Genomic DNA, 12,003 nt, shown 5'->3' with positions numbered 1-12,003 from the left:
ATCCGCGCCGCGGGGCCGGCCACGCGCGCGACCGCCCCGGGACGACGTCGGTCGTCGCCCGAGGACGACGTCGGCCGCCGCCCCGGGGGACGGCGGCCGACGTGCGGACCGGGGCGGCGGGGCCGCCGGTCGTCAGACGCGGACGGGCTCCGCGGCGGTGCCGGGCTGGCCGCCCTCGACCGGGGCGCCGGTCGCGGCGAGCGCGGCGCGCAGGGCCTCGCCGAGGCCCGTGTCGACGTTCGTCCAGTACGTGATCGCGCGCTCGCGGATGTCCGCGCTGCGCACGGCGCCCACGTGCCCGGTGATCGTCTCGAGGAAGCGCTCGCGCGCGGCGTCGTCGAACACCTCGCGGTAGAGCGTGCCCGCCTGGCCGAAGTCGTCGTCCTCCGGGTGCAGCGTCGCGGCCGAGCGCGTCAGCTCGCCGTCCGCCTCCCACCCGGTCGACTCGGCGGCGCGCGCCGGGTCGGCGTGCGCGCCGCCCTGGCTGTTGGGCGCGTAGACCGGCGTCGTGGCCGAGGAGAAGGAGTAGCGCATCGCGCCGTCCTTCGCGTACGAGTGACCGCCCTCGGCGGCCGCGTGCGGCGCGTTGACGGGGAGCTGCGCGTGGTTCGTGCCCACGCGGTACCGGTGCGCGTCGGCGTAGGAGAAGATGCGCGCCAGCAGCATCTTGTCGGGGCTCGCCGCGATGCCCGGCACGAAGTTGCTCGGCGCGAACGTCGCCTGCTCGATCTGCGCGAAGTAGTTCTCCGGGTTGCGGTTCAGCTCCATGACGCCCACCTCGACGAGCGGGTAGTCGGCGTGCGGCCACACCTTCGTGAGGTCGAACGGGTTGAAGCGGTACGTCTTCGCGTCCTCGTACGGCATCACCTGGACGGACAGCGTCCAGCGCGGGAAGTCGCCCGCCTCGATGTGCTCGTACAGGTCACGGATGTGGTGGTCCGAGTCCGAGCCCGCTAGCTGCGAGGCCTCGTCGGCCGTGAGGTTGTCGATGCCCTGCTGGGTCTTGAAGTGGTACTTGACCCAGAAGCGCTCGCCCGCGGCGTTGATCCACTGGTACGTGTGCGAGCCGAACCCGTCCATGTGGCGCCAGCTCGACGGCAGGCCGCGGTCGCCCATGAGCCACGTCACCTGGTGCGCGGACTCGGGGGACAGGGTCCAGAAGTCCCACTGCATGTCGTTGTCGCGCAGGTTGGAGCCCGGGAGACGCTTCTGCGAGCGGATGAAGTCGGGGAACTTGATGCCGTCGCGCAGGAAGAACACGGGCGTGTTGTTGCCGACGAGGTCGTAGTTGCCCTCGGTCGTGTAGAACTTCAGCGCGAAGCCGCGCGGGTCGCGCCACGTGTCGGGGGAGCCCTGCTCGCCCGCGACGGAGGAGAAGCGCGCGAGCATCTCGGTCGTCGTGCCGGGCTGGAAGAGCGCGGCACGCGTGAACGCGCTGACGTCGTTGGTCACCGTGAACGTCCCGAACGCACCGCCGCCCTTGGCGTGCACGACGCGCTCCGGCACGCGCTCGCGGTTGAACTGGGCGAGCTTCTCGACGAGGTAGTGGTCGTGCAGGACGATCGGGCCGTCGGCACCCACCGACTGCGAGTGGGCGTCGGACGCGACGGGCGCACCGGCGTTCGTGGTGGTGAAGGGGGCGGTCATGGGTCTCCTTCCGGGACCGCGAGGGCGATCCCTGATCCGGTCATTACGGGGCAAATAGGGTGCCGGACGGGCGCGCGGGAGCCCGGTCCGGCAGAGGGGTCAGGTCAGTCCGCGCAGTCGGGGCACAGGCCCCAGAACGTCACCTCGGCGGTGTCGATCCGGAACCCGGAGGTGCTGCTGGGCGTGAGGCACGGGGCGTGACCGACCGTGCAGTCGACGTCGGCGACGGCGCCGCACCCGCGGCACACGACGTGGTGGTGGTTGTCGCCGAGCCGGCGCTCGTAGCGCGCGGGGTGCCCGGCGGGCTCGATGCGGCGCACCAGGCCCTTGTCGGTGAGCGTGTGCAGGACGTCGTACACGGCCTGGACGGAGACGGAGCCGAGCGCCGCGCGCGCGGCCCGCAGGACGTCGTCCGCGTCGGCGTGCTGCTGGACCTCCACGGCGTCGAGCACGGCGAGGCGCGCGGCGGTGACGCGCAGGCCGTGGTCGCGCAGCTCGCTCTCGTGGCGCGCGCGTCGTGCCCCGTCGTCGAGGCCCGAGCCCGCGGTCGTCGTCGCTCCAGTCGCCATGGCACCACTCTAGTCACATAAACTGGAAGAGTTCCAATGATGGATCGACTCAGGTATTCGCCGGACGTGGTGACCGCCGCGCGGGGACGAGCGGCACGCGAGGTCTGCTATCCTTGATGGCTGACCGACTCGTACGCGTCCGCACCGCCCGGTTCCGGGAGGCGCAGGGGCGTACCAGTGCGCAAGTGGATTCCATCCCACCCGGGTCTCGACCGCCGACGAACGTCGCGACAGAGGCCGGGTCCTGGTCCGGGACGAGCCCCTGGGGGTCCGACCCGCCGTGGCCGTCGCGTCCCCCCCGACGGCCCGACCTGATGGCCTCCGCCCTGCGCTCAGGGACGGAGGCCTTCTTCGTCCCGGGCGGTCTACCGACGACTTCCTAGGAGCATCACATCAGCGAGCCTCGCATCAACGATCGGATCCGCGTCCCCGAGGTCCGACTCATCGGTCCCGGCGGGGAGCAGGTCGGCGTCGTCCGCACCGAGGTTGCCCTGAGCCTTGCCCAGGACGCCGACCTCGACCTCGTCGAGGTCGCCCCGGACGCCCGGCCCCCCGTCGCCAAGCTCATGGACTTCGGCAAGTTCAAGTACGAGTCCGACATGAAGGCGCGTGAGGCGCGGCGCAACCAGGCGAACACGGTCCTCAAGGAGATCCGCTTCCGCCTGAAGATCGACCCGCACGACTACGGCACCAAGAAGGGCCACGTCGAGCGCTTCCTGGCCGCGGGGGACAAGGTCAAGGTCATGATCATGTTCCGCGGTCGCGAGCAGTCGCGCCCCGAGATGGGCGTGCGCCTGCTGCAGCGCCTCGCGGAGGACGTCGCGGAGCTCGGCTTCGTCGAGTCGATGCCGAAGCAGGACGGCCGCAACATGACGATGGTGCTCGGCCCGGTGAAGAAGAAGGCCGACGCCAAGAGCGAGCAGCGCAAGCGCGCGCAGGAGGCGGAGCCCCGTCTGACCAAGTCCGCGCAGCGCGCCGCCGCCCGGACGACGGACGCGCCGGAGGCCGAGGCACCGGAGACGACGGCCCCCGAGGCCGCTGCCGCCCCGGCGCCCGAGCCCGCTCCGGCGCCCGAGCCCGCTCCGACGCCCGAGGCCGCCCCGGCACCCAAGGCTGCCCCGGCACCCAAGGCTGCCCCGGCACCCAAGGCCGCTCCGGCGCCGAAGGCCGCCCCGCGCCCCGCCGCGGCACCGCGTCCCGCGACGGAGTCGAAGCCTGCCGCGCCGCGGCCGGCCACGCCCCGTCCGGCGCCCGCGGCCTCGCCCGCGTCGTCGGGCTCTGCGAAGCCTGCGGCACCCAAGCCCGCCGCGCCCAAGCCGGGCGCCCCGCGCCCGGCGCCCAAGCCGGCGCCGCGGGGCAAGGCCGGCTGACGCCGGCAGCACGGACCGACCCTGCTCGGGGTCCGAGCCCACCGGCCAGGACCCGAACACGTCGGCCGCCGCGAGGCGGCTGACCGGACACAAGGAGAGACGGCAGTCATGCCGAAGAACAAGACGCACTCGGGTGCCAAGAAGCGCTTCCGCATCACGGGCAGCGGGAAGGTCATGCGCGAGCAGGCCAACCGCCGTCACCTGCTCGAGCACAAGGCGACCAAGCGCACGCGCCGCCTCGCCCAGGACCAGGTGGTCTCGCCCGCCGACGTCAAGACCATCAAGAAGCTGCTCGGCAAGTGACCCGGCAGGTGGCGGGACCCGCCACCGACCGGCTCACCCCTGAGCCCCGAACTGCAAGGAGCATCACGTGGCACGCGTGAAGCGGGCGGTCAACGCCCAGAAGAAGCGCCGTACGACCCTCGAGCGCGCCAGCGGCTACCGCGGCCAGCGCTCGCGCCTCTACCGCAAGGCGAAGGAGCAGGTCACCCACTCCCTCGTCTACTCCTACCGCGACCGCAAGGCGCGCAAGGGCGACTTCCGCAAGCTGTGGATCCAGCGCATCAACGCCGCGTCGCGCGCCCAGGGCCTGACGTACAACCGCCTCATCCAGGGTCTCAAGGCCGCGGGTGTCGAGGTCGACCGTCGCCTGCTCGCGGAGCTCGCGGTCAACGACGTGGCCGCGTTCAACGCGCTCGTCCAGGTCGCGAAGGACGCGCTGCCCGAGGACGTCAACGCGCCGAAGGCCGCAGCCTGACCAGCGCGCACGACGCCACGGACGCCCGGACGGCGCACGGCCCGCTCGACCCCACGCTGACGAACCCTCGCAGCGACCGGGTCAAGGCGGTCCGCGCGCTGGCCGGGCGTCCGGCGCGTTCACGGCACAAGCAGCTCCTCGTGGAGGGGCCGCAGGGCGTGCGCGAGGCCGTCCGGCACGCGCCCGCGCGCGTGCGCGACGTCTACGTGACGCCCGCCGCGGCCGGACGCCACCCGGAGATCGTCGACGACGCGCGCGCCGCCCAGCTGCACGTGCACGTCGCGACGGCCGAGGTGCTGGCCGCGATGAGCCCGGACGCGCAGGGCGTGCTCGCCGTCGTCCGGGCCGAGGCGCCGAGCCTGGCGGACGTGGCGGCGTCGCTCGCGCGCCCGGACCGCGACCGGCCCGCGCTCGTGGCGGTCCTCGCGACCGTCCGCGACCCCGGCAACGCCGGCACCGTCGTGCGTGCCGCCGACGCGGCGGGTGCGGACGCCGTCGTGCTCGCGGGGGAGTCGGTGGACGTGCACAACCCCAAGGTCGTGCGCTCGACCGCCGGGTCCCTGTTCCACCTGCCCGTCGTCACGGGCGTGAGCCTCGCCGACGCGCTCGCCGCCCTGCGCGGCGCGGGCCTCACCGTGCTCGCCGCGGACGGTGCGGGCGACCTCGACCTCGACGACCTGCTCGACGTGGCCGGGTCGGGCGGGGCGGACGGCGCCTCGCGCCCGGCCGTGGACCTCGCGGCACCCACCGCGTGGGTGTTCGGCAACGAGGCGTGGGGTCTGCCCGTGGAGGACCGCGCGCTCGCCGACGCCGTGGTGCGCGTCCCGATCCGCGGGCGTGCCGAGTCGCTGAACCTTGCGACGGCCGCGACCGTGTGCCTGTACGCGTCCAGCCGGGCCCACCGCCCCCGGCGCGGCGCGGCGTGAGGCTCTTCGCGGCGCTGTACCCGGGCGCGGGCGCCCTCGACCACCTCGCGCTCGCGCTGGCGGACGCGCACGCGCAGGAGGCGCGGCGGCCCGACGGCGCCCCGCTCGTGCGGTGGACCGCGCCCGAGACGTGGCACCTCACCGTCTCGTTCTTCGGGGACGTGCCCGAGGGCGCGGTGCCCGAGCTCGCTGACGCGCTCGAGGCGGTCGCGCGCGACGTCCCGCCGCTCTCGCTGAGCCTGCGCGGTGCGGGCGTGTTCGACCGACGCGTGCTGTGGGTGGGGGTCGGGGGCGACGGTGCCGACGCCCTGCACGACCTGAGCGTCGCGGTCGCCGAGGCCGCCGGGGACGTCGGCGTCCGCGTGGACCGCCGTCCGCGCCGGCGCGCCCACCTCACCGTGGCGCGCGCGGCGGCCGGGGCGCGCCAGGCGCAGCGCCGCGCGCGCTCGCGCGCGGGCGGGCCGGGCCGGCGCCCGGACGTCACGGCGGGCGACCCGCTCGCCGGGCCCGCCGCCGCCCTGGCGGTGTACGCCGGTCCGGTGTGGACCGCGGACGTGCTCCACCTCGTCGAGTCCGACCTCGGCGACACGTCGGGGCACCCCGTGCACCGGACCCTGCGCACTGCGCCGCTCGGCGGTCCCGGTGCGCGTGCGGACGCCCACTCCTGACGGGTGCGCACGACCCCCGCCGGCGCCCGGGTGCCTGTGCGAGGATGGCGGCATGTGCACGCGCGGTGGTCGTCGATTTCCCGGGCCCGTCACGGGCCCGCGCGACTGACACGCGCTCCCTCCCGCCGTGCGCGGGACGGACCGGGCCCGGACGGGCGCCCTAGAATGACGGCGACGCGCGCACGAGCGCGCCCCGCGCGTGCCGCCCCGGGCGGCGCGACCCGCGGGGCGACGCCGCCCGCCGCCCGCTCCCCGCAGTCCCGCCCCCGCCAGGAAGGCACGCATGTCCAGCCCTGACGCCGACGTCGTCACCCCCCAGACGGGGGACGGCGGCCCGGACACCACCGCACCCTCCCCGCTCGACGCCGACGCGCTGCAGCGCGCGCTCGACGCCGGCCTCGCCGCGATCGCCGCGGCGCGCGACCTCGACGCCCTCAAGGCCGCGCGCACCGAGCACATGGGCGACCGCAGCCCCCTCGCGCTCGCGAACCGCCGGATCGGGTCGCTCGACCCCGCGGACAAGAAGACCGCGGGCAAGCTCCTCGGCCCCCTGCGCGGCCGCCTGAACCAGGCGCTCGCCGCGCGCCAGGCCGAGCTCGAGGCCGAGCGCGACGAGCGCGTCCTCGTCGAGGAGGCCGTCGACGTCACGCTCCCCGTGGACCGCGTGCCGTCCGGTGCGCGCCACCCGCTCGAGACACTGCAGGAGCGCGTCGCGGACTTCTTCGTCGGTCTCGGCTGGGAGATCGCCGAGGGCCCCGAGGTCGAGGCGGAGTGGTTCAACTTCGACGCGCTCAACTTCGGCGTCGACCACCCGGCGCGCCAGATGCAGGACACGTTCTACGTGGCCGGCCCGGACGGCGCCGACGGCACCCCCCAGCCGTCCAACATCGTGCTGCGCACGCACACGTCGCCGGTCCAGGCCCGCTCGCTCCTCGAGCGCGGCGTGCCGCTGTACGTCGCGTGCCCGGGCAAGACGTTCCGCACCGACGCGCTGGACGCGACCCACACGCCCGTCTTCCACCAGGTCGAGGGCCTCGCGATCGACAAGGGCCTGACCATGGCGAACCTGCTCGGGACGCTCGACGCGTTCGCGCGCGCCATGTTCGGCCCCGACGCGCGCACGCGCCTGCGCCCCGCGTACTTCCCGTTCACCGAGCCGAGCGCCGAGATGGACCTGTGGTTCCCGCAGAAGAAGGGCGGCCCGGGCTGGATCGAGTGGGGCGGCTGCGGGATGGTCAACCCCAACGTGCTGCGCTCGGTCGGGGTCGACCCCGACGAGTACTCGGGCTTCGCGTTCGGCATGGGCATCGAGCGCACGCTCATGCTGCGCCACGGGATCGCGGACATGCACGACATGGTGGAGGGCGACGTGCGCTTCTCCGCCCAGTTCGGAACGGAGATTTGATGCCCTACGTCGCCATCGACTGGCTGGGCGACCACGTCGAGCTGCCCGAGGGCCTCACGGCCGAGCGGCTCGCCGCCGACCTCGTCCGCGTCGGCCTGGAGGAGGAGGCGATCCACGGCGCCGCCGTGACGGGGCCCCTCGTCGTGGGTCGCGTGGTCACGATGACCCCCGAGCCGCAGAAGAACGGGAAGACGATCAACTGGTGCCTGGTCGACGTCGGTCCGGAGCACAACGCCACGGAGATCAAGGGCGTGGACCCCGCCGACATGCCGGCGGGCGGCGCGCGCGGCATCGTGTGCGGCGCACACAACTTCGCCCCGGGCGACCTCGTCGTCGTCGCGCTGCCGGGCTCCGTCCTGCCCGGCCCGTTCCCCATCGCGAGCCGCAAGACGTACGGGCACGTGTCCGACGGCATGATCTGCTCGCAGCGCGAGCTCGGCCTCGGCGAGGACCACGACGGCATCATCGTGCTGCCGCGCCTCGGGTACGCGGCGCAGGACCTCGTGCCGGGCCAGGACGCGGTCACGCTCCTCGGCCTGGGCGACGAGGTACTCGAGATCAACGTGACCCCCGACCGCGGGTACGCGTTCTCCTACCGCGGCGTCGCGCGCGAGTTCGCGCACTCGACGGGCGCGCGCTTCACGGACCCGGGCCTGCCCGGCTCCCTGCCCACGCCACCGCCCGCGGCGACGCCCGACGGCTTCCCCGTCGAGGTGGACGACGCGGCACCGGTCCACGGCGTGGTCGGGTGCGACCGGTTCGTCACGCGCGTCGTGCGCGGGATCGACCCGGCCGCGACGACGCCGGCGTGGATGCAGCGCCGCCTCACGGCGTCGGGCATGCGGCCCATCTCGCTCGCGGTCGACGTGACGAACTACGTCATGCTCGACCTGGGTCAGCCGCTGCACGCGTACGACCTCGACAAGGTCGCCGCGCCGGTCGTCGTGCGTCGCGCGGCGCCCGGCGAGCGGCTCACGACGCTCGACGACGTCGACCGCGCGCTCGACCCCGAGGACCTGATCATCACGGACAGCCCCGACGGCGCGCGCGGGTCGCGCGTGCTGGGCCTCGCGGGCGTCATGGGGGGCGCGTCGTCCGAGGTCGGCCCGACGACGACGGCGGTCCTCGTCGAGGCCGCGCACTTCGACCAGGTGTCGGTCGCGCGCACCTCGCGCCGCCACAAGCTGTCGAGCGAGGCGGCCAAGCGGTTCGAGCGCGGCGTGGACCCGCTCCTGCCCGCGGTCGCGGCGCAGCGCGTCGTCGACCTGCTCGTCGAGCTCGGGGGCGGGACCGCCGACCCCGCGGTGAGCGACCTCGACCGCGTGACGCCGCCCGCCGCGATCCGCCTCCCCGTGGGCGAGGCCGAGCGTCTCGTCGGCGTGCCGTACACGCTCGAGCAGGTCGTCGGCACGCTCGGCGCGATCGGGTGCACGGTCGAGGCCGACGACGTCGACGCGACGGGCGTGCTCGTCGTGACGCCGCCGTCGTGGCGGCCCGACCTCACGGAGCCGGCCGAGCTCGTCGAGGAGGTCGCGCGACTCGTCGGCTACGACGAGATCCCGTCGCTGCTGCCCGCGGCCCCGGGTGGTCGTGGCCTCACGCGCGAGCAGCGCGTGCGCCGGTCCGTCGCGCGGGCGCTCGCCGAGGACGGTTTCGTCGAGACGCTGAGCTACCCGTTCGTGGGTGCCGCCGAGCTCGACGCGCTGCGCATCCCCGCGGACGACGAGCGTCGCCGCGCGCTACGCCTCGTCAACCCGCTCGCGGACGACCGCCCGCTCCTGCGCACCGACGTGCTGAGCACGCTCCTGGAGACCACGCGCCGCAACGTCGGCCGCGGTCTCACGGACGTCGCGCTGTTCGAGGTCGGTCTCGTCACGCACCCGCGCCCCGGCGCGCCGGCCGCGCCGTCGCTCCCCGGCGGCGTGCGTCCGGGCGACGACGAGCTGGCCGCGATCGACGCCGCGCTCCCGGCGCAGCCCCGGCACGTCGCGGGGGTCCTCGTGGGCCGTCGGGAGCGCGCCGGCTGGTGGGGCCCGGGCCGCGCCGCTGACTGGACCGACGCGCTCGGGGCGGCCCGCCGGGTCGCCGCGCGCGCCGGCGCGGAGGTCGGCGTCGTCGCCGACACCGGGCGCGCGCCGTTCCACCCCGGGCGGTGCGCGCGCCTCGAGCTCGCGGACGGGACCGTCGTCGGGCACGCGGGCGAGCTGCACCCCAAGGTGCTCGAGAACGTCGGCCTGCCGGCGCGGACGGTCGCGTTCGAGGTCGATCTCTCGGCGCTCGTCGCGGGCGCGTCCGACGCGCCCGTGCAGGCGACGCCCGTCTCGGGCTTCCCCGCGGCGAAGGAGGACCTCGCGTTCGTCGTCGACGAGTCGGTGACCGCGGAGTCGCTGCGGGCGGCGATCGTCGAGGGCGCCGGCGGGCTGGCCGAGGAGGTCGCGCTGTTCGACGTCTTCACGGGCGAGCAGGTGGGCGCCGGGCGCAAGTCGCTCGCGTTCTCGCTGCGGCTGCGTGCCGCGGACCGCACCCTCACCGCGGACGACGTCGCGCGCGTCCGCGAGGGCGCCGTCACCGCCGCGCGCGAGCGGGTCGGCGCGGAGCTGCGCGCATGAGCGGGCCGGGCCCCGCGGGCGCCGTCGCGCCCGCCCGGACCGCGCTCGTCACGGGCGCGTCCCGCGGCATCGGCCGCGCGATCGCCGTCGGGCTCGCCGCGGCCGGCCTCGACGTCGCGCTCCTCGCGCGCGACGCCGACCGTCTCGCCGGGGTCGCCGCGGAGATCGCCGCGCTCGGCGAGCGGGACGGCGCGGCCGGTCGCGCCGTCGTCGTGACGGCGGACGTCACGGACGCCGGCGCGGTCGCCGCCGCGGTGCGCGCGGCGGAGGACGCCCTCGGCGGCGTCGACCTCCTCGTCAACAACGCGGGCCGCGTCGACGCCGAGGTGCCGCTGTGGGAGGCGGACCCCGACGAGTGGTGGGCGATCGTCGAGACGAACGTCCGCGGGCCGTTCCTCCTCGCGCGTGCGGTCGTGCCGGGCATGCTCGCCCGGGGCGGGGGCCGCGTCGTCGACCTCAACAGCGGCGCGGGCTCGCACGACATGGACGGCGCGAGCGCGTACAACGCGAGCAAGACGGCGCTCCTGCGGATCGGCGCGAACCTGCACCGGTCCGGGTTCGACCGCGGCCTGCGCACGTTCGAGGTCTCGCCGGGCGTGGTGCAGACCGACATGACCGCGTCGATGACCATGCACGAGGGCCGCACCGAGTGGACGCCCGTGGAGCGCACGGTCGAGATGGTAGTCGCGATCGCGGCGGGCGAGCTCGACGCGTTCTCCGGCGCGTTCGTGCGCGTCACGCACGACTCGCCGCAGTCGCTGCGGGCGGCGCTCGTGGCGGGGGAGCGCGACGGGCGCGCGGTCCCCGGCCAGGACGGGCGACGCCTGCGCGTCACGCGCTGGGGCGACGACGACCCGATGCCGGGCGCGCTCCCGGCGCGCTGAGGGGCGCGACAGCAGGACGTGGGCGGAGCCCGTCCCGGCGACGCCGGGGCGGGCTCCGCCGCGTCACGGGCACCCTGCCGGGGCCGGCGCGCGGCGTCGTAGGATGCGGTGACCGACACGGGGTGCCCCGCGCACGCGGGGCTGAGATCACACCCGTCGAACCTGCTCTGGCTCGTACCAGCGAAGGGATGTCCGCCGATGCCGCTCACCGTGCCCTCCGTCACCCCCGCCGTCGCGCCCGGACCCGGGAGCGCGACCTCCGACGACGCGCCCTCGCGCCCGCGCGTGCTCTCGGTCGCCGGGACGGACCCGACCGGCGGGGCGGGCATCCAGGCCGACCTCAAGGCGTTCTGCGCGCACGGCGCGTACGGCATGGCCGTCACGACGGCGCTCGTCGCGCAGAACACGCACGGCGTCCGGTCGGTGCACGTGCCCGGCCCGGGGTTCCTGCGCGAGCAGCTCGACGCCGTCTCCGACGACGTGCACGTCGACGCGGTGAAGATCGGCATGGTCGCCGACGCGGCGAACGGTCGCACGATCGCCTCGTGGCTGGACGCGCTCGTCGCCGAGCGCGCACGCACCGGCGCGCCGCGGCCCTGGGTCGTGCTCGACCCGGTCATGGTCGCGACGTCGGGCCACCGGCTGCTCGACGAGGGCGCCGAGGACGCGGTGCGCGACCTCGCGACGCGCGCGGACGTCGTCACGCCCAACCTGCCCGAGCTCGGGGTGCTGACCCGCCGCCCCGCTGCCACGACCTGGGACGACGCGCTCGCGCAGGCGGCCGCGTACGCCCGGGCGAGCGGCGCCGGCGTGCTGCTCAAGGGCGGGCACCTCACGGGCGGCGCCTCGCCCGACGCGCTCGTCGTCCCGGTCGCGGACGACGTGCGCGTGACGACGTTCGACGCCGAGCGCGTCGACACCCCGCACACGCACGGCACCGGGTGCTCCCTCTCCGCGGCGCTCGCGGCCCTGCGCCCGCGCCGCGCGAGCTGGGAGGACGCGGCGCGCGACGCGAAGGCGTGGCTCACGGGCGCCCTGCGCGCGGGTGCGGCGCTGCGCGTCGGGAGCGGGCGCGGTCCCGTGGACCACCTGCACGCCGTGGCCGCGCCCGTCGGCGGCTAGCACCGCCGGACGGGCTCGCGACGGTGGCGCGCCGGGCGCGCCGGTG

11 protein-coding genes and 1 riboswitch are annotated in these 12,003 nt (G+C 75.6%); of the genes, 9 read left to right on the top strand and 2 right to left on the bottom strand.

Annotated elements, in window-relative coordinates:
- Positions 1 to 132 precede the first annotated feature (132 nt).
- Both GYH36_RS09445 and GYH36_RS09440 read right to left on the bottom strand, forming a co-directional pair.
- A complete protein-coding gene (locus GYH36_RS09445; RefSeq protein ID WP_162289725.1) occupies positions 133 to 1,647 on the bottom strand; it encodes a catalase in 1,515 nt (504 codons plus the stop codon).
- 104 nt (positions 1,648 to 1,751) lie between these two features.
- Positions 1,752 to 2,216, bottom strand: a complete 465-nt coding sequence (locus GYH36_RS09440; RefSeq protein ID WP_024840661.1) for a Fur family transcriptional regulator — start codon at positions 2,214 to 2,216, stop codon at positions 1,752 to 1,754.
- Between the two features lie 392 nt (positions 2,217 to 2,608).
- On the opposite strand from GYH36_RS09440, the gene infC reads away from it, so the two are divergent.
- From infC to thiD, 9 genes are all read left to right on the top strand, one after another.
- Positions 2,609 to 3,586 (top strand): translation initiation factor IF-3, encoded by a 978-nt coding sequence (infC, locus tag GYH36_RS09435; protein ID WP_081772321.1) that lies wholly within the window; start codon positions 2,609 to 2,611, stop codon positions 3,584 to 3,586.
- A 108-nt stretch (positions 3,587 to 3,694) separates the two neighbouring features.
- Positions 3,695 to 3,889 carry a 50S ribosomal protein L35 gene (gene rpmI / locus GYH36_RS09430; protein ID WP_024840663.1) on the top strand — a complete coding sequence of 65 codons (195 nt, stop codon included), beginning with the start codon at positions 3,695 to 3,697 and terminating at the stop codon, positions 3,887 to 3,889.
- A 67-nt stretch (positions 3,890 to 3,956) separates the two neighbouring features.
- Entirely contained in the window at positions 3,957 to 4,343 is a 387-nt protein-coding gene (gene rplT, locus GYH36_RS09425; RefSeq protein WP_024840664.1) for a 50S ribosomal protein L20, read from the top strand.
- A gap of 56 nt (positions 4,344 to 4,399) precedes the next feature.
- Complete coding sequence (locus GYH36_RS09420; RefSeq protein WP_162289730.1) at positions 4,400 to 5,269, top strand: TrmH family RNA methyltransferase; 870 nt, start codon at positions 4,400 to 4,402, stop codon at positions 5,267 to 5,269.
- Complete coding sequence (gene thpR, locus GYH36_RS09415) at positions 5,266 to 5,937, top strand: RNA 2',3'-cyclic phosphodiesterase (RefSeq protein ID WP_024840666.1); 672 nt, start codon at positions 5,266 to 5,268, stop codon at positions 5,935 to 5,937. The genes GYH36_RS09420 and thpR overlap by 4 nt, the downstream gene beginning before the upstream one ends.
- A 283-nt stretch (positions 5,938 to 6,220) precedes the next feature.
- Positions 6,221 to 7,342, top strand: a complete 1,122-nt coding sequence (gene pheS, locus GYH36_RS09410) for a phenylalanine--tRNA ligase subunit alpha (RefSeq protein WP_024840667.1) — start codon at positions 6,221 to 6,223, stop codon at positions 7,340 to 7,342.
- On the top strand, positions 7,342 to 9,951 hold the full coding sequence (gene pheT / locus GYH36_RS09405; protein ID WP_162289724.1) for a phenylalanine--tRNA ligase subunit beta: 2,610 nt from the start codon (positions 7,342 to 7,344) through the stop codon (positions 9,949 to 9,951). Before pheS ends, pheT begins: the two co-directional genes overlap by 1 nt.
- Positions 9,948 to 10,835 carry an SDR family oxidoreductase gene (locus GYH36_RS09400; RefSeq protein WP_024840669.1) on the top strand — a complete coding sequence of 296 codons (888 nt, stop codon included), beginning with the start codon at positions 9,948 to 9,950 and terminating at the stop codon, positions 10,833 to 10,835. The genes pheT and GYH36_RS09400 overlap by 4 nt, the downstream gene beginning before the upstream one ends.
- A gap of 108 nt (positions 10,836 to 10,943) precedes the next feature.
- A riboswitch (TPP riboswitch) is annotated at positions 10,944 to 11,041 on the top strand.
- Positions 11,034 to 11,957 (top strand): bifunctional hydroxymethylpyrimidine kinase/phosphomethylpyrimidine kinase, encoded by a 924-nt coding sequence (thiD, locus tag GYH36_RS09395; RefSeq protein WP_162289723.1) that lies wholly within the window; start codon positions 11,034 to 11,036, stop codon positions 11,955 to 11,957. It overlaps the preceding riboswitch by 8 nt.
- The last annotated feature ends 46 nt before the right edge of the window (positions 11,958 to 12,003 follow it).

The sequence above is a fragment of the Cellulosimicrobium composti genome (assembly GCF_010287905.1).
Classification (GTDB): Bacteria; Actinomycetota; Actinomycetes; order Actinomycetales; family Cellulomonadaceae; genus Cellulosimicrobium; species Cellulosimicrobium composti.
The sequence above is the reverse complement of the archived record's forward strand: the minus strand, read 5'-3'. Positions and strand labels throughout refer to the sequence as shown.

Bases quoted from the DNA above. Each gene is read 5' to 3' on its own strand.
- GYH36_RS09445 (WP_162289725.1), bottom strand. From the start codon at position 1,647: ATGACCGCCCCCTTCACCACCACGAACGCCGGTGCGCCCGTCGCGTCC.
- GYH36_RS09440 (WP_024840661.1), bottom strand. From the start codon at position 2,216: ATGGCGACTGGAGCGACGACGACCGCGGGCTCGGGCCTCGACGACGGG.
- rpmI (WP_024840663.1), top strand. From the start codon at position 3,695: ATGCCGAAGAACAAGACGCACTCGGGTGCCAAGAAGCGCTTCCGCATC.
- pheS (WP_024840667.1), top strand. From the start codon at position 6,221: ATGTCCAGCCCTGACGCCGACGTCGTCACCCCCCAGACGGGGGACGGC.
- pheT (WP_162289724.1), top strand. From the start codon at position 7,342: ATGCCCTACGTCGCCATCGACTGGCTGGGCGACCACGTCGAGCTGCCC.
- GYH36_RS09400 (WP_024840669.1), top strand. From the start codon at position 9,948: ATGAGCGGGCCGGGCCCCGCGGGCGCCGTCGCGCCCGCCCGGACCGCG.
- thiD (WP_162289723.1), top strand. From the start codon at position 11,034: ATGCCGCTCACCGTGCCCTCCGTCACCCCCGCCGTCGCGCCCGGACCC.